Below are 16,519 nucleotides of genomic sequence, written 5' to 3' on the forward strand. Positions count from 1 at the left end.
TCGAACGCATGCCCGCAGGCGAGTCCTTCTACATCACCACGCCGATCTACTACCCGTCGGACGTGCCCCACATCGGGCACGGCTACACCAGCGTCGCCGTGGACACCCTCGCGCGCTGGCACCGCCAGTCGGGTGACGACACCTGGATGCTCACCGGCACCGACGAGCACGGCCAGAAGATGCTGCGTGCGGCGGCGGCGAACGGCGTGACCCCGCAGGAGTGGGTGGACAAGCTCGTCAGCGAGAGCTGGTTCCCGCTGCTGACGACCCTCGACGTCGCCAACGACGACTTCATCCGCACCACGCAGGAGCGGCACGAGACCAACGTCCAGGTGTTCTTCCAGAAGCTCTACGACGCGGGATACATCTACGCCGGCGAGTACGAGGCGCTCTACTGCGTGGGCTGCGAGGAGTTCAAGCCCGAGTCCGAGATCGTCGACGGCACGGGCCCCTTCGAAGGCCTCAAGGTCTGCGCGATCCACTCCAAGCCGCTCGAGCTGCTGCAGGAGAAGAACTACTTCTTCAAGCTCAGCGAGTTCCAGGACCGCCTGCTCGAGCTGTACGCGACCGAGCCCGACTTCGTGCGCCCGGATTCGGCGCGCAACGAGGTCGTCTCTTTCGTCTCGCAGGGTCTCAAGGACCTCTCCATCTCGCGGTCCACATTCGACTGGGGCATCCCGCTGCCGTGGGACACCTCGCACGTCATCTACGTGTGGGTCGACGCGCTGCTGAACTACGTCACCGCGGTCGGGTACGGATCCGACGAGACCGCGTTCGAACGCCGCTGGCCCGCGTACCACGTCGTGGGCAAGGACATCCTGCGCTTCCACGCCGTCATCTGGCCGGCCATGCTCATGGCTGCGGGCCTCGAGGTCCCGAAGGGCGTGTTCGCGCACGGCTGGCTGCTCGTGGGCGGCGAGAAGATGTCGAAGTCGAAGCTCACCGGCATCGCGCCGACCGAGATCACCGACGTCTTCGGCTCCGACGCGTACCGGTTCTACTTCCTGTCCGCGATCGCCTTCGGGCAGGACGGATCCTTCTCCTGGGAGGACCTGTCGGCCCGCTACCAGGCCGAACTCGCGAACGGCTTCGGCAACCTCGCCTCGCGCACGATCGCGATGATCGAGCGCTACTTCGACGGCGTCGTGCCGGCGGCGGGCGAGTACACCGAGCAGGATCTCGCGATCCAGCAGCTCGTCGCGAAGGCCGCGGCCGATGCCGACTCCGCCGTCGAGCGGTTCCGCATCGACGAGGCGATCGCCGACGTGTGGACGATCGTCGACGCGCTCAACGGCTACATCACCGATAACGAGCCGTGGGCGCTGGCCAAGGACGAAGAGCAGCGCGCGCGCCTCGGCACCGTGCTGTACACCTGTGCGGAGGGCCTGCGTGCGCTCGCCGTGCTGCTGTCGCCCGTGATGCCGCAGTCGACCGCGAAGCTCTGGGGCGCGCTCGGGGCGGAGGGCGGCCTCGGCGCGCTCACCGCTCAGCCGCTGCGCGACGCCGGACGCTGGGGCCAGCTGCCCGCGGGCACCGTCGTGCAGGCGCTCGCACCGCTGTTCCCGCGCATCGAGGCCACGGCCTGACCGCATGACCGCCCTTCGTCTCGGGCGCCTCCGGCGTCCTCGCTCAGGAACCAGGGAGCACGATGCCTGATTCCTCTGCGGACACCTACGTGCGCGAGCGTGCGACGGAGGGGCGCAAGGACCTGCGTTACCCCACGGCGCCCAAGCCGCTCGCGGTGCCGGTGTACGACAACCACTGCCACCTCGAGATCACCGATGGCCCTTCGACAGACTCGGGGACCCTCGGGCTGTCGCTCGAGGAGCAGCTGGACCGGGCCCAGGCGGTCGGGATCCTCGGCGTCGTGCAGGCCTCCGGCGATATCGAGTCGTCACGCTGGGCGGTCGACGCGGCGGAGTCGGATCCGCGCGTGCTCGCCGCCSTCGCGATCCACCCGAACGATGCTCCGACGTACGCCGAGGCGGGACGCCTGGATGACGCGATCGCGGTGATCGATGAGCTCGCCGCGCGCCCGCGCACCAGGGCGATCGGCGAGACCGGGCTGGACTACTTCCGCACGGAGGAGCCGGGGCGCGCCGCCCAGCATGCGTCCTTCGAAGCGCACATCGCGCTCGCGAAGAAGCACGGGATCGCGATGCAGATCCATGACCGTGACGCCCACGACGACGTGCTGGAGACGCTGCGCCGCGTCGGCGCTCCTGATCGCGCCGTGTTCCACTGCTTCTCGGGCGACGAGGCGATGGCCCGGATCTGCGCCGACGCCGGATACTACCTCTCGTTCGCGGGCAACGTGACCTTCAAGAACGCGCAGAACCTGCGCGAGGCGCTCGCGGTGACGCCGCTGGAGCGGATCCTCATCGAGACGGATGCTCCGTTCCTGACGCCGGTGCCGCTGCGCGGGCGTCCGAACGCGCCCTATCTGATCCCGATCACGTTGCGCTTCATGGCCGCAGAGCTCGGGCTCGATGCCGACGAGCTCGGTGCGCAGATCGCCGCGAACACGCTCGAGGTCTACGGCTCGTTCGCCTGAACCTCGTCGAGCGCGGGTGTGAAGATCGCACCGTCACTGCCGACCGAGGGCTACACTGAATGTAGTCACTTGAGATCAAAGTTGTAGTCATAAAGGGGTGGTCATGCGTCGGATCGGGATCCGCGAGCTGAAGGCCAATCTCAGCGCGAACGTGGGCGCCGCGCGCGCCGGCGAGACGATCGTGATCACCGATCGAGGTGCCGCGGTCGCGCGGCTGGTGCCGTACGACGCCGAGGACGCACTCGAACGGCTGATCCTCGAAGGCATCGCGACCCGGCCGCAGAACCCACGCCGCACGCGACCGGAACCGATCGATCTCGGCACCACGCTCAGCGACATCGCCATCGCGCAGCGCGGATGATCGCGTACTTCGATACATCCGGGTTCGTGCCGTTGCTTCTCCGAGAGCCGGGAACCCCGTTGGCGGAGCGTGTCTGGGACGATGCCGCGATCATCGCAAGTTCGCGACTGCTCGTCGTCGAGACCGCTGCGGCCCTCGGCGTGGCGCGTCGCACGGGGCCAATCACCGACGCCGCAGAGCAGGCGATGGCCCAGATCCGCTCGGCGCTCCTCGGGGAACTGGTCTTCGTCGAAGCTCACGCTGCTGTCGTCGACCGTGCAGCCGGCCTCGCAGAGCAGCACGGGCTTCGTGGCTATGACGCGATGCATCTCGCTTCGGCGCTGATGATCAATGCTGATCAGGTCGCCTTCGTGAGTGGAGACCGGAAGCTCGTGCAGGCCGCAGCTCGCGAAGGGCTGCGCACCGTCGACACGAGTGACGCGATCGTCCCTGGGCCCTGAACCCTACGGCTCGTTCGCCTGAACCTCGTCGAGCGCGGGTCGCGCGGAGACGATCTGCGAGATCGGACGCCAGACGAACAGCAGCGTGAGTGCCGCGCCCGCGAAAGCGAACCACCACGGGGCGGTGAGGCCCCACGCCTGCGCGATCACGCCGCCCAGCGCCTGCCCGATGACCATGCCGCCGAACACGCCGACGGAGTTCACCGAAGACACCCGGCCCTGCAGCTCGTGCGGCACGAGTCGCTGCCGCACGGTCGTCGAGATCGTGCCCCAGATGAAGGCGTAGAACCCGAACACGAACATGATCAGCAGCGCGATCCAGCCCTGCGTGGTCAGTGCGAACGACAGGTGCATGACCACCTCCAGCGAGAGGCAGACGCGCATCATGGCCGCGAACGACACGTGGCGCTCCAGCCAGCCGAAGCTCATCGTCGCGATCAGCCCGCCCGCGGCCGACGCCGTCGTGAGCATCCCGTAGCCGACCGCGCCCAAGTGCAGGTGCTCCGTTGCATAGAGCACGAGCACGCCCCACGGCGCCGCCCAGGTCACGTTGAACAGCAGGATGATGAGCACGAGCATCCGCACCGGAGGGTTGCGCCACAGCCAGCGCAGGCCCTCGGCGATGTCGGTGTGCACCTTCGCCGCGGGAGGGGCGGATCCGGTCGCCTCGGTTCCTGGGCCCGTCATGGCGGTCCCTGAGCCGACCGCTGGGCGCGGCGGCACCGGCGTGCGCGCGATGCGGGAGATGAGCACGACCGCGAGGCTCACGCACACGGCCTCCAGTAGGAACGGCCACGCGTGGCCCGCGGCGAACAGGAACGCGCCGAGCGGAGGACCCGCGAACTGGTTCGCGACGAGGAACCCGGCCTGCAGCCTGGCGTTGCCGAGGCCGAGGTCCGCCGGCTTCAGGAGCATCGGCAGCAGCGTCGATCCTGCGGTGTCGACGAACACCTCCGCGGTGCCGTAGAGGAAGGCGGAGGCCAGCACGATCCAGATGTTCGCCACGCCGGTGATCAGGAACGCACACAGCGCGAGCAGCACGACCGCACGCGCCGCGTTCGCGACCATGACGAGCCGGCGTCGATCGAAGCGATCGGCGATCGCGCCCGCATGCAGGCCGAACACCAGCCAGGGCAGGAACTGCAGGATGGCGCCGGATGCGACGAGGATCGGCGACGAGGTCATCGACGCGATCAGCAGGGGAGCGGCGGCCAGGGCCACGCCGTCGCCGACGTTGCTCGTCCAGCTGGAGGCGAGCAGCCAGCGGAAATCCCGACCCATGCGCCGAGGCGCGACGAGTTCACCGAGGGAGGGCATCAGAGAAGACTATCGACGGTAGGGGACAATGGTCAGATGACCGTCTCCCTGCTCGGCGCCTCCGATATCCGCCGGCTCGCCGCCGAACTCGATGTGACGCCCACCAAGAAGCTCGGCCAGAACTTCGTCGTCGACGCGAACACGGTGCGCAAGATCGTCCAGGCTGCCGACGTGCAGCCCTCCGAGCGGGTGGTCGAGATCGGACCGGGCCTCGGATCCCTCACGCTCGCGATCCTGGAGAGGGGCGCGAGCGTCACGGCTGTCGAGATCGACCACCGTCTCGCTGCGCGCCTGCCGCAGACCGCCCTCGACCGCGGCGTGCCGGAGGGGGCGCTGACCGTGGTCGATGCCGACGCGATGCGCGTGACCGCACTGCCGGGAGAGCCGACGGTGCTCGTCGCGAACCTGCCCTACAACGTGTCCGTGCCGGTGCTGCTGCACTTCCTAGAGACGTTCCCCTACCTCGAGCGCGGCGTCGTCATGGTGCAGGCCGAGGTCGCCGAGCGCCTCGCGGCGAAGCCGGGCTCGAAGATCTACGGCACGCCCAGCGTCAAGGCCGCCTGGTACGGGCCGTGGAAGCTCAGCGGCACCGTGTCGCGCCAGGTGTTCTGGCCGGTGCCCAACGTCGACAGCCTGCTCGTCGGGTTCCACCGGGATCCGGAGCCGCGCGGATCCGAGGAGGAGCGCCTGCGCACGTTCGCGATCGTCGATGCGGCGTTCAATCAGCGCCGCAAGATGCTGCGCCAGGCGCTGTCCGGGATCTTCGGCAGCTCCGCCGAGGCGTCGGCCGTGCTGGAGTCCGCCGGAGTCGCGCCGACCGCACGCGGCGAGGACCTCACGGTCGACGACTACCACCGCATCGCGCTGGCGGCACCGGCCGTCTGATCTCCTCGGGCGGGGGAGGTAGAGTGCCGATCGTGATGCTGATCGCGGCGCTCGACGAGGCGATGGTCCGGATGGACGTTTCGCTCGCGCTGTCACTGACCGCGATGCCCGCCGCGTGGCTCGTCGCCCTCGGGCTGGTGGTCATCGGCATCGTCCTCGTGGGGAGGATCGCCCGGATCCGGGTCAGGGCGATCCTCGCCGCCGTCCTGAGTGGGAGCACCCGCGTGGCGGCGCGGCCGGACGGGCGCGCACGAGCGGAGACGCCCGCGAGGGCGGAGTTCCGACCCGCCGGTGCGCGGGGCGCGCGGTCACCGGGGAGAAGGCCGCTGCGCTCTCCGCTGCACGGCTGAGCGATCTCTCGGGACCTCGGGGCGTCATCGACGCCCTCGACCGATCGGTCATCGACCACCGCCGGATGCACGGGTGCGGGCGCATACCCCCTGCCCCTCGAACCGGAGTCCGTCATGCCCGTCCTGCCCCCGCCTCGTGTCCGCCCGCGCCTTCTCCGGCTGATCCGCTACCACTGCCTGTGGTTCCGGCACTGGTGCGCGGAGGCCGCGCTTCGTCATGCCGTCCGCATGGAGGTGTGGGTCTACCTCGCGGCGGGTGCGCTCCTCGGATTCGAGGGGCTGGAGGCGCTGCTCGGTGCGATGCTCATCGCGCCGGAGCTGGTACCGCTCGTCCTGCTCGCGCTCGCCGTCGTATGGACGGCGAAGAGGCGCGGCCGCTGGATTCTTCGGCGGATCGTGCTCGCACGACGCAGGCGCAGACTTCGAGGCGTGCGCCGCCCCGGCGCCTGACCGCCCTGGGGTTCCCAGACGAAGTTGTGCCCTCTCGGGATCGGGTTCCCGAGAGGGCACATTCACTTCGACTGGAGGTACCTTCGCGTCGACCGAGTCCCCAGTCCCGGTCGACTTCTTCAGCTGAGATCTAGACAGTAACACCGGATCGCCTTGTCCCCCAAATGGGGGACAAAAACAAATGCTGAGAGTTTGCCATGAATGGGGTCGAATGTCCGGTCGGGAAGCGCTTGGCGCGCACTTCGAGGGCGTGCAGCCAGGTGATGACCGAACCGAACGCGAGCCCCTCGAACACGGTGAGGGTGAGCACGCCGATGATCAGGCCGGCCATGCCGAGCACCAGGACGACGACCGCCCCCATCGCGATGCGATCCAGATTCCGGGACAGGCCGCGCAGATATCGGCGGTGCAGGAGCAGCAGCCCCGCCGACGACGCGAGCGCTCCGTTGGCCGCGCGCTCGTGAGCGAAGACGTTGAACGAGAGCGGCATCAACCCGACGAGGATGAGGCTGAGTCCGAGGGTCGCGATGAGCAGCGGCACGAGTGCGGCGGCGGCACTCGTGCCCCGGAATCCCGCGGCAGAAGCGCCGCGGAGGCCGCGCATCACGGGCACGGCGGAGAGGCCGATCGCCGCCCCGGCCAGGACCATGCCGCCGTTGAAGAAGATGCTGGACGCATCGTCCGTCGCACCCAGCCGGCTGAAGCAGGACAGCCACCAGAGCGGGTCGGGGGTCGTCACAGCAGCGGCGGGGATGCTCGCGCAGAGCACGCCTGCCGCCGTGAGGACGAACGGTACGCGTCGGTGCCAGCGCATGACGATCCTGTCGCCGCACGCTCGGGCGGGTGCATTGGCCGGGTATGGATCCGCACTCGGGCGAGCGTGATCGGACGCGGATCGGGCTCGGTCCGCGGTTGGCGGATCATCTTAGCGAGCCTGAGATGACACGGCGAGCAGCGCCGCGGCCCCTGAGGCGTCGCCTCCTGTGGGCCCCGCGCACCGCACAGGCGCCGAACAGGGCGGGCGACGCTAACCTGGGACGGTGACCGAGCCGCGCTTCCGCCCAGACGTCCTCGATATCCACCGCCCCTACTCCGCTGCGGCGGACCGGTACGAGGGGGCGCATTTCCGTCAGGTCGGATCCTCCGGGCTGTATCTGCCGGCGATCTCGCTCGGGTTGTGGTGGAACTTCGGGGACAACATCCCGCTGGACGACCAGCGCGCCCTGCTGCGGCACGCCTTCGACCGGGGCATCACGCACTTCGACCTCGCGAACAACTACGGACCGCCCTACGGATCCGCCGAGAAGAACTTCGGGCGCATCTTCGCAGAGGACTTCCGTCCCTACCGCGACGAGCTGATCATCTCGTCGAAGGCGGGCTGGGACATGTGGCCGGGGCCCTACGGCGACCTCGGCAGCCGCAAGTACATCCTGGCGAGCGCTGAGCAGTCGCTGACCCGGATGGGACTGGACTACGTCGACATCTTCTACTCGCACCGCGTGGACCCCGTCACGCCCGTCGAGGAGACGATCGGCGCGCTCGACACCCTGGTCCGCCAGGGCAAGGCCCTGTACGTCGGCATCTCCTCCTACAGCGCAGAGCGCACCGAGGCCGCGATGGACGTCGCCCGCGAGCTCGGCACGCCGCTGGTCATCCACCAGCCGTCGTACTCGATCCTGAACCGCTGGGTCGAGGGCGGGCTCACCGAGACCCTTCGCGAGGAGGGCATGGGCGCGATCGCGTTCACCCCGCTCGCACAGGGACTGCTCACCGACAAGTACCTCGGCGACGGCACGGCCGCACGTGCGCAGAAGCGCGGATCGCTGCCCGACAAGCCGCTCAGCGACGAGGGTCTCGCGATCCTGCGGGCGCTCAACGAACTCGCCCGCGAACGCGGGCAGAGCCTCGCCCAGCTGGCGCTGCAGTGGGTGCTCCGCGACGGCGTCGTGGCCTCGGCGCTCATCGGCGCCTCGCGTCCGGCGCAGCTCGATGAGAACCTCGCCGCCCTCGACGCGCCCGAGCTCACCGCCGCGGAGATCGCCCGCATCGACGGCATCGCGGGCGCGGGTCTCGACGTGAACCTGTGGTCGGTCTCGTCGGAACTGTGAGCCGATGAGCATCGCGGAGGAACAGGCGGACGAGCAGCCGGTGAAGCGCGTGCACGTGCGCGCGCCGGGCAAAGTCAACCTGTTCCTCGGTGTCGGGGATCTCGACGACGACGGCTACCACGAGCTCTCCACGGTCTTCCAGGCGGTGTCGCTCTACGAGGACGTGATCGCGACCCCGGCGGACGACTTCACGCTCTCCGTGTCCGKCGCGGCGGATCCGTCCGCCGTCCCGCTCGACGACCGAAACCTCGCGATGCGCGCCGCCAAGGTGCTCGCCGCGGCCACCGGCTACGAGGGCGGCGTGCACCTGGACGTGCGCAAGAGCGTGCCCGTCGCCGGCGGGATGGGGGGAGGATCCGCCGACGCCGCGGCCGCGCTCGTGGCCTGCAACGAGCTGTGGCGCACGGGCCTGGACCACGGACGTCTGCACGACCTCGCCGCCCGGCTCGGGGCCGACGTGCCCTTCTCGCTCATGGGCGGCACCGCGGTCGGGTCCGGGCGCGGCGATGTGCTGACGCCTGCGCTGTCCCGCGGCCGGTACGAGTGGGTGCTGCTCCTCGATGACGAGGGCCTGTCCACGCCCGCCGTATACCGCGCGTTCGACATGGTGAGGGCGGAGGACCTGAAGAGCGACCCGGAGCGGCATGCGCAGCGGCGCCGCCTCGACCCCGTGCAGGTGCCTGCGTCGTTCTTCGAGTCGCTGCTCTCCGGCGAGGCGTTCGAACTCGGGCAGAGCCTGCGCAATCAGCTGGAAGCCGGATCCTTCCGGCTGCGCCCGCAGCTCGAGGAGACCATCGACGCGGTGGTCGGCGAKGGCGGGGGGCCGGTCGTCGGCGGCATCGTCTCGGGGTCGGGCCCGACGCTCGCATTCCTCTGCGAGACGGCCGCGGGCGCGGACAGCACCGCCGAGCGGCTGCGCGGATGGGGGCGCACGACGTTGCGGGCGCACGGCCCGGTGCGCGGCGCGCACGTCGTCTCCGCGGACGACTGAGGTCGATGACGGAGCCGTCCGGTGCTCAGCGCTCTTCGGCGGTGAGCAGGCGCAGCTGCATCATCGCGGAGAACCTCGATTCGGGGTCGGCGAGGTCGAGCCCGCTGATCTCTGCGAGCCGGCGCAGCCGGTAGCGGAACGTGTTCGGGTGCGTGTAGATGCGGGCCGCCGCGATGCTGACGTCGCCGAACGCATCCAGCCACGCCCGCAGCGTCTCGACGAGCTGGGTGCCCTTCTCACGGTCGTGATCGATCAGCAGCCGGACCGGACCGGTCGGCTGATCGCCGCGCGCGCGGGCGAGATCGCCGAGTTCGACGAGCAGGGCGTCCACCTGCACCGTGGTGAACAGCGCCACGGGGTCGCGGTGCGGTGAGTGCTGGAGCACGCGCAGCGCACGGTCGGCGTTCACGCGGGAGGCGGGGATGCTCTTCACGTCCCCGGCCACCGTTCCGATCCCGACGCGCACCTCCCGTGTGCTGCCGAGGCGACCGAGGAAGTCCGAGGCGACCCGCGATGCGCGCAGGTCGGCGTCGCCGTGATCGGCGCGGATCCCGACGACGGCGTAGACGACGTCTCCGATCGGCGCGACCGCCGAGCGCAGGTAGACCGCGCCGAGATGCATCGCGAACGCATCCGCGATGTGCTGCCGCTCGGCGATCGCCCTGGCATCCGCGGAGGACTCGTCCCGCGAGCGATCCGCTGCGGCGAGGGCGAGCACGACGCAGCGGTGCCCGTCGAGCCGGAGCCGGGACGCGGCATCCGCGGCGCCCCCTCCGCCCTCCAGGACGGTGGCGAGCAGGTCGGCGCGGAGCCGTCTCTCGACATCGGCGCCCGCGCGCTGGCGGAGCATGTGCAGCGCGACGAGCCCGGCGGAGTCCTTCAGCGCGCGCACCCGATCCGCGGTGAGCGGCTCGTGCACGGCGGCCCAGATCGAGCCGAGGATCTCGTCTCCCGCGCGCACGGCGAGCGCGACGCGCGGGAATGAGGGGACCCCGTCGGCGTCGACAGGATCGATGTCGATCGGATCCTCGCTGCGGTACAGGTCCCGGAAGACGCCGCGTTCCTCGAGCTGGCGGGCGAAGCGCTCGGGGACCTGTCGGCCCAGGACCGTCTCCACGCGGGCGGGGTCGGCCTCGTCCTGACGCCCGGAGAACGCCACGACGCGCGAGTTGCGGTCCTCGATGGTCACCGGCGCATTCAGCAGGGTGGCGATCGCGTTGGCGAGGGCGAACAGGTCGCCCGAGGGCATGCCGCCGAGCGTCTGCGCGCCTTGATCGCCGACGTCGCCCTCGGCGATCAGGGCGCGGAGCATGGCGGCCAGCTGCGCCCAGGACGCGCCGCGAGTGAGGGCGAGCACCGGGATGCCCGCGGCTTCGGAGGCCGCGAGCACCTGCTCCTCCGCGCGCACGGGCGCGCGGAGGACGAGCGCGGTGGCCTGCTGCGCGGCGAGCGCGGCGAGCAGTTCCGCGATCTCGGCCGGATCGCTCAGCCCGACGCCCAGCACCAGGGCCCCGCGCATCGGCATCGCGTCGTCGAGCACGTCATGGATGACCACGGTCTCGATCTCGGCGTCGCCATCGGCCGCGCCGCACACCACCTCGAGGAGCGTGTTGCCGAGGTCCTCCACCACGCGCCCGAGGCTGGCACGTGGACGCGTCGTCACTGACATGAGCACAGCCCCCAGGGTAGGCGGTGGGCGTCGACGTCGCGATGGTGCGATGCGCCCGAATCGAGGGTGGAGTTCGTCGGATCCGACGACGGGGTGACGCGCGACGGGGGGTTCATGCGGACGTCGGCGCTCAACTGCGCAGATAGGCGAGGACGGCGAGCACCCGACGATGGCCGCTGTCGCTGGCGGCGAGTCCGAGCTTCGCGAAGATGTTCCCGATGTGCTTGCTCACCGCGGTCTCGCTGACGAAGAGGCGCCCGGCGATCGAGGCGTTGTCGAGCCCCTCCGCCATCAGGCCGAGGACCTCGCGCTCGCGCGGTGTGAGCGCGCGCACGGGGTCGTCGGCGCGGCGGCGGCTCATCAGCTGCGAGATGACCTCGGGGTCCATCACGGTCCCACCCGCCGACACCCGGTGCAGCGCGTCCACGAACGACGCGACCTTCCCGACCCGCTCCTTCAGGAGGTAGCCGAGCGCGCCGGCGCCGTCCGCGAGGAGCTCTCCGGCATATCTGTCCTCGACGTAGGCGGAGAGCACCAGGATGGGGAAGCCGGGGCGACGACGTCGCGCCTCGGCGGCGGCCTTGAGCCCCTCGCTCGTGAACGTCGGGGGCATCCTCACATCGAGCACCGCGGCGTCGGCCTCGTCCAGGCGGTCCAGGAAGTCCTCGCCGTTGTCGACCGCGGCGATCACATCGAACCCCTCGCTGCGGAGCAGCAGCGCGAGCCCCTCCCGCAGCAGGGTGTCGTCCTCGGCGATCACGATCCGCATGGCAGTTCCGTCCTCAATACTGTCGGCCCGCCCTGCGGGCTGGTGAGCRTCATCGCGCCCTCGAACGCCTCGAGGCGCTTGCGGATCCCCGCGTAGCCTCCGCCGGGACGCTCCACGGCCCCGCCGATGCCGTCGTCCTCCACAGAGACCTCCAGAACGTCGTGACGGCGTCRCACCCGCACGGCGGCACGGGTCGCCGCGCTGTGCTTGCTCACGTTGCTGAGCGCTTCGGCGACGATGAAGTACGTCGCGGATTCGACGGCGGCGGGCACTCTGCCTACGCCGCCCGTCTCCAGCGCGCACGGCACGGCGCTGCGGCCGGCGAGCGAGGCCAGGGCGCCCTCGAGGCCGAGTTCGTCGAGGATCGGCGGGTAGATGTCGTGGACCGTGCGGCGCAGGGCCGACAGCGCCTCGGTCGCGGCATCCTGTGCGCGATGCAGCTGCTCCACCGTCTGCGCGGATCCGCTCTGCATGGAGCGCTCGGCGATGCCGAGCATCATGACCACCGTGACGAGCCGGTTCTGCGCGCCGTCGTGCAGGTCGCGTTCGATGCGGCGCAGCTCGGCGGCGTGGGCGTCCAGGGCCGCGGCGCGGCTGAGCGTCAGGGCATCGACGCGCTCGGCCAGCCTCGATCGTGCAGGGGCGGCGAGCAGGCGGGAGGAGATCAGGGCCAGGAGCCGGGCGACCGCCGGGATGAGCGCCCACGAGATCAGCACGTAGACGAGTGCCATCAGCGGCATGGTCGCGGCGATCGGCCAGGACGTGACGGGGTACGGCGCGGACACCGGATCACCGGCTGGCGCGTACTGCCAGTAGAACGGCACGGCCAGGGAGCTCAGGGAGCCCAGCGGGATCACGATCGTCACGATCGCGATCGTGAACAGCGGGATCGCGTCGACCGCCAGCCAGAGCGCGTCGCGCATCGTCGCGGGGGAGAGCGCGAGCTGGATGCGCTCGTCGATCGTCCGCAAGTCCTGCGGGACCGGTGCAGGACTTCGGATGCTCTCCTCGCGGTACGAACCGACGCGGCGGCGAGCACGGTCCGCCCAGCCGTGCAGGATCCTGACCGCGCCCGGCAGCAGGAGGACTCCGCCGGGGATGATCATCAACGGCACCAGCACGAGGCCGATGCAGAAGAACAGCGCCGAGACGGCGGACGTCAAGGCCTCGACGGCCACGAAGCGCCAATCCCGCAGCCAGCGCCGCATCCGTCTCTGAGTCATCCCGACAAGTCTGCCGGAGCGGGACACCCCGCGCGGTACAGCCAGCTGCACCATCCGAACGGTATCCCGCTGGATGGGCGCCGCCGGTCCTCGTCCCTAGCGTCGAAAGCATGACCATTTCATCCGCACCGTCCCGACCCACGCAGGCAGGGGACGCGCTCCGGCTCGAGAACATCGTGAAGACCTACGGCTCCGGAGCGAACGCCGTCCCCGCGCTGCGCGGCGTCGACCTCGCCCTGGCACAGGGCACCTTCACCGCGATCATGGGTCCGTCGGGCTCGGGCAAGAGCACGCTGCTGCACAGTGCCGCGGGACTCGATAGGCCGACGAGCGGTCGGGTCGTCCTCGGCGACACCGAGGTCTCCGCCCTGAGCGCCCGGCGGCTCACGGAGTTCCGGCGGGATCACGTCGGCTTCGTGTTCCAGGCGTACAACCTGCTGCCCGCCCTGAACGTCGAGGAGAACATCACACTCCCGCTGCGGCTCGCGCGTCGCAGGCTCGACCGGGAATGGCTCGACTTCCTCCTCGAGTCGGTCGGACTGGCCGACCGGCGCCGGCGGCGGCCCGCCGAGCTCTCCGGCGGGCAGCAGCAGCGCGTGGCGATCGCCCGCGCGCTGATCACGCGGCCCTACGTGGTCTTCGGCGACGAGCCCACGGGTGCGCTCGACTCCCGATCGGGCAAGCAGGTGCTGGATCTGCTGGCGCACACCACGAAGGCACTCGCACAGACGGTCGTGATGGTGACGCACGATCCCGTCGTGGCCTCGCACGCGGACCGCGTCATCTTCCTCGCGGACGGCGTGTTCGCGGGGCACCTCGACGGTGCCACACCTGCGGAGATCACCGACCGCATGAGCTCCCTCGGAGAGTGGTGATGGCCGGCGCACGACTGGGGTTCGGCCGGCTCGTCCTGGCGGACCTCCGGCAGAACAAGGGCGGATTCGTCGGTGTGGCCGTCGCGGTCTTCGTGGCGAGTGCGCTCGTCACCGGACTGGGGGTCCTGGTGGAATCCGGTGTCCGCGGCGGGCTGGCGCCGGTCCGTTACACGGCCGCACCCGTCGTCGTCGGAGCCCCGCAGCAGGTGGCGGTGCCGAATGACCTCCCTGTCCCGCTGCACGAACGCGCGCCCCTTCCGCAGGATGCGGCGGCGCAGGTCGCCGCCGTGGCCGGCGTCGACCGCGTCGTCGCCGACGTCACCGTGCCCCTGACGGACGCGGGCGGGCGCCTCACGGAGGCGCACCCCTGGGGCGCGGTCGGCCTGTCCGGCGCGGCGCTGCGGCAGGGCGCCGAACCCACGGCCGCGGACGAGGTCGTCGTGACCGAGGGGCGCGTGGAAGGGCTCGGCGACCGGATCCTGCTCGCGCATGGCGGGACGCGCGCCGAGTACCGGGTCGTCGGCGTCGTCGATGCCGTCGGCTCCGAGCGCGCCCGGCAGGTGTACCTCAGCGGCGAGCGCATCGCGGAGCTGGATCCTCACGGGGGCGCGGCGCAGACCCTCGGCGTCTTCCCCGCCCAGGGCGTGGGCGCGACGGACATCGCGGAGGCGATCCGTCGTGCGGCGCCCGACCTCGCGGTGCAGACCGGCCCGGGGCGCGGCGACATCGAGTTCCTCGATTCCGGGGCGGCGCGTTCGACGCTGGTCGCGATCGGCAGCGCCTTCGTGGGCACGTGCGTCCTGGTGGCGCTGTTCATCGTCTCCGGCACGCTGTCGCTGTCGGTGCAGTCCCGTCGTCGCGACTTCGCACTCCTGCGGGCCATGGGAGCGACGCCGAGACAGGTGCACGCGCTGGTGTCGCGCGAGGTGATGTCGATCGCGATCGTCGGGGGACTCCTCGGGATCGTCCCGGGGTACCTCCTGTCTGGCGCGCTGCAGCGGGCGTTCGTCTCCGGCGGCGTGATCCCGGGGGATTTCGCGCTCGCGGTGGGCCCGTCGCCCGCGGTCGGCGCCCTCCTGCTCGTGCTGGGCGCCGCGTGGGCGGCCGCGAGGATCGCCGCGCGCCGTCCGGCCGGACTGGATCCGATCGAGGCTCTCCGGGAGTCCTCGAGCGGCCCGGCCCGCATGGGGCGGGCGCGATTCGTGAGCGGCGGAATACTCGTCGTGATCGGGCTCGCGGTGTCGGCCGTCCCTCTGTTCGCGCGTGGTGTGGCCGCGGCCGGAGCCTCGGCCGCCGCAGCCCTGATGCTCATCGTCGCTCTGGCGCTTCTGGGACCCTGGCTCGTCGCCCTCGTGATGCGTGCCGCAGCGCCCTTCCTGAGCCGCATGTCGGCGGCCGGCTTCCTGGCCTCCGCCAACGGCATCGCGGGCAGCAGGCGTCTGGCCGGCGCGATCCTCCCGATCGCCCTCGGCGTGGGTCTGGGGCTCGTGCAGCTCGGCGCTCCGTCGATCGTCGCGCACGAGTCCGCCGCGCAGGCGGACGCGGGCGTGACCGCGGCCCTGCGGGTCAGCGCCCCTGCGGGCCTGTCGTCGGGCGCCGTGGCAGGGCTCGCGGAGATCCCCGGCGTCGCCGTGGTCGCCCCCATCGCGTTGAGCGGCGCCGTCATCGGGTACAAGGAGTTCGATGGCACGCCGAGGGACGCCGAGCCCGTGCTGCAGGGCATCGACCCGCGAGCGGTCGAGAAGACGATGGACCTCGAGGTGCGGTCAGGCGCGCTGACCGGACTCGGCGGCGCTGAGACCGTGGCCGTGAGCAGCGATGCGGCGCAGACCTGGGGCGTGGGAGTGGGTGACGCGGTCGACGGCTGGTTCGGCGACGGCACGCCGCTGCACGCGACCGTCGTGGCGGTCTACGAGCGCGGCCTCGGATTCGGCGATCTCACGATGGACGCGGAGGCGGTGCGCGCGCGCACCACCACCGGGCTGAACGCCTTCGCGCTCGTGGCCGTCGACGCCGGGCAGGCGGACGCGGTGCAGTCCGCCGCGACCGCACAGGGGCTGCACGTGGTCCCCGGGAGCGGGCAGAAGGCCGCGGGCGCCGATGCGCAGTCGCAGCAGGGCTGGGTGAACCTCGTGGCGCTGATCGTGATCCTCGGCTACATCGCGATCGCGGTCATCAACACGCTCGTGATGGCGACCGGCGAACGCTCCAGGGAGTTCGCGCTGCTGCAGCTGATCGGATCGTCGCGGCGCCAGGTGCGGGCGATGATGCGGACCGAGGCGGTGATGGTCGCGGTCATCTCGACGGCGTTCGGCGTCATCGTCGCGATCCCGCCGCTCATCGGCATGAGCATCGGGATCTCCGGACGGCTCCTACCGGCTCTGCCGGTGCTCGCTGTGGTGGGGCTCATCGCGACGATGGGCGCCGTCGCGCTGGTCACTCTGTGGGTCGCGACCGTGGGAGCGATGCGCGCGCGACCGATCGAGGAGATCGGATCCCGGCAATGACCACCCGCTGACGAGGAAGG

16 protein-coding genes are annotated in these 16,519 nt (G+C 70.8%); 11 read left to right on the forward strand and 5 right to left on the reverse strand.

Annotated features, from left to right (window positions below):
• Positions 1 to 8: 8 nt before the first annotated feature.
• The 4 genes from metG to AC1DG4_RS08295 all read left to right on the forward strand — a co-directional run bounded on the left by metG (position 9) and on the right by AC1DG4_RS08295 (position 3,355).
• On the forward strand, positions 9 to 1,586 hold the full coding sequence (metG, locus tag AC1DG4_RS08280; RefSeq protein WP_477376799.1) for a methionine--tRNA ligase: 1,578 nt from the start codon (positions 9 to 11) through the stop codon (positions 1,584 to 1,586).
• Positions 1,587 to 1,648: 62 nt separating this feature from the next.
• The gene (locus AC1DG4_RS08285) at positions 1,649 to 2,554 is read left to right on the forward strand and encodes a TatD family hydrolase (RefSeq protein ID WP_477421176.1); all 906 of its coding nucleotides are present in this window, start codon (positions 1,649 to 1,651) and stop codon (positions 2,552 to 2,554) included.
• Between the two features lie 103 nt (positions 2,555 to 2,657).
• Positions 2,658 to 2,915, forward strand: a complete 258-nt coding sequence (locus tag AC1DG4_RS08290; RefSeq protein WP_477376803.1) for a type II toxin-antitoxin system Phd/YefM family antitoxin — start codon at positions 2,658 to 2,660, stop codon at positions 2,913 to 2,915.
• Entirely contained in the window at positions 2,912 to 3,355 is a 444-nt protein-coding gene (locus tag AC1DG4_RS08295) for a type II toxin-antitoxin system VapC family toxin (protein ID WP_477376805.1), read from the forward strand. The genes AC1DG4_RS08290 and AC1DG4_RS08295 overlap by 4 nt, the downstream gene beginning before the upstream one ends.
• Positions 3,356 to 3,358: 3 nt before the next feature.
• Here the strand turns inward: AC1DG4_RS08295 and AC1DG4_RS08300 are convergent, their stop codons facing one another.
• Positions 3,359 to 4,672, reverse strand: a complete 1,314-nt coding sequence (locus AC1DG4_RS08300; protein WP_477376807.1) for an MFS transporter — start codon at positions 4,670 to 4,672, stop codon at positions 3,359 to 3,361.
• A gap of 36 nt (positions 4,673 to 4,708) precedes the next feature.
• Between AC1DG4_RS08300 and rsmA the strand changes: the two genes are divergently transcribed.
• From rsmA to AC1DG4_RS08315, 3 genes are all read left to right on the forward strand, one after another.
• Positions 4,709 to 5,557, forward strand: a complete 849-nt coding sequence (gene rsmA, locus AC1DG4_RS08305; RefSeq protein ID WP_477376809.1) for a 16S rRNA (adenine(1518)-N(6)/adenine(1519)-N(6))-dimethyltransferase RsmA — start codon at positions 4,709 to 4,711, stop codon at positions 5,555 to 5,557.
• 32 nt (positions 5,558 to 5,589) lie between these two features.
• Positions 5,590 to 5,907 (forward strand): hypothetical protein, encoded by a 318-nt coding sequence (locus tag AC1DG4_RS08310; protein ID WP_477376811.1) that lies wholly within the window; start codon positions 5,590 to 5,592, stop codon positions 5,905 to 5,907.
• Positions 5,908 to 6,021: 114 nt separating this feature from the next.
• Positions 6,022 to 6,357: a hypothetical protein gene (locus AC1DG4_RS08315; RefSeq protein WP_477376812.1), complete on the forward strand. Its 336-nt coding sequence runs from the start codon at positions 6,022 to 6,024 to the stop codon at positions 6,355 to 6,357.
• Positions 6,358 to 6,487: 130 nt separating this feature from the next.
• Here the strand turns inward: AC1DG4_RS08315 and AC1DG4_RS08320 are convergent, their stop codons facing one another.
• Complete coding sequence (locus tag AC1DG4_RS08320; RefSeq protein ID WP_477376814.1) at positions 6,488 to 7,171, reverse strand: hypothetical protein; 684 nt, start codon at positions 7,169 to 7,171, stop codon at positions 6,488 to 6,490.
• Positions 7,172 to 7,397: 226 nt separating this feature from the next.
• On the opposite strand from AC1DG4_RS08320, the gene mgrA reads away from it, so the two are divergent.
• Together mgrA and AC1DG4_RS08330 are read left to right on the forward strand one after the other, a co-directional pair.
• Positions 7,398 to 8,465, forward strand: a complete 1,068-nt coding sequence (gene mgrA, locus AC1DG4_RS08325) for an L-glyceraldehyde 3-phosphate reductase (protein WP_477376816.1) — start codon at positions 7,398 to 7,400, stop codon at positions 8,463 to 8,465.
• 4 nt (positions 8,466 to 8,469) lie between these two features.
• Positions 8,470 to 9,456 (forward strand): 4-(cytidine 5'-diphospho)-2-C-methyl-D-erythritol kinase, encoded by a 987-nt coding sequence (locus tag AC1DG4_RS08330; RefSeq protein WP_477421177.1) that lies wholly within the window; start codon positions 8,470 to 8,472, stop codon positions 9,454 to 9,456.
• A gap of 25 nt (positions 9,457 to 9,481) precedes the next feature.
• On the opposite strand, the gene AC1DG4_RS08335 is transcribed toward AC1DG4_RS08330, so the two are convergent.
• The 3 genes from AC1DG4_RS08335 to AC1DG4_RS08345 all read right to left on the reverse strand — a co-directional run bounded on the left by AC1DG4_RS08335 (position 9,482) and on the right by AC1DG4_RS08345 (position 13,117).
• Entirely contained in the window at positions 9,482 to 11,086 is a 1,605-nt protein-coding gene (locus AC1DG4_RS08335) for a PucR family transcriptional regulator (protein ID WP_477376820.1), read from the reverse strand.
• 169 nt (positions 11,087 to 11,255) lie between these two features.
• Positions 11,256 to 11,894 carry a response regulator gene (locus AC1DG4_RS08340; RefSeq protein WP_477376822.1) on the reverse strand — a complete coding sequence of 213 codons (639 nt, stop codon included), beginning with the start codon at positions 11,892 to 11,894 and terminating at the stop codon, positions 11,256 to 11,258.
• On the reverse strand, positions 11,882 to 13,117 hold the full coding sequence (locus tag AC1DG4_RS08345) for a sensor histidine kinase (protein WP_477421178.1): 1,236 nt from the start codon (positions 13,115 to 13,117) through the stop codon (positions 11,882 to 11,884). Before AC1DG4_RS08345 ends, AC1DG4_RS08340 begins: the two co-directional genes overlap by 13 nt.
• A gap of 110 nt (positions 13,118 to 13,227) precedes the next feature.
• Between AC1DG4_RS08345 and AC1DG4_RS08350 the strand changes: the two genes are divergently transcribed.
• Positions 13,228 to 13,992: an ABC transporter ATP-binding protein gene (locus tag AC1DG4_RS08350; protein WP_477376826.1), complete on the forward strand. Its 765-nt coding sequence runs from the start codon at positions 13,228 to 13,230 to the stop codon at positions 13,990 to 13,992.
• Positions 13,992 to 16,499 (forward strand): ABC transporter permease, encoded by a 2,508-nt coding sequence (locus tag AC1DG4_RS08355; RefSeq protein WP_477376828.1) that lies wholly within the window; start codon positions 13,992 to 13,994, stop codon positions 16,497 to 16,499. The genes AC1DG4_RS08350 and AC1DG4_RS08355 overlap by 1 nt, the downstream gene beginning before the upstream one ends.
• Positions 16,500 to 16,519: the final 20 nt, after the last annotated feature.

It is taken from the genome of Microbacterium sp. 05N427 (assembly GCF_056397105.1).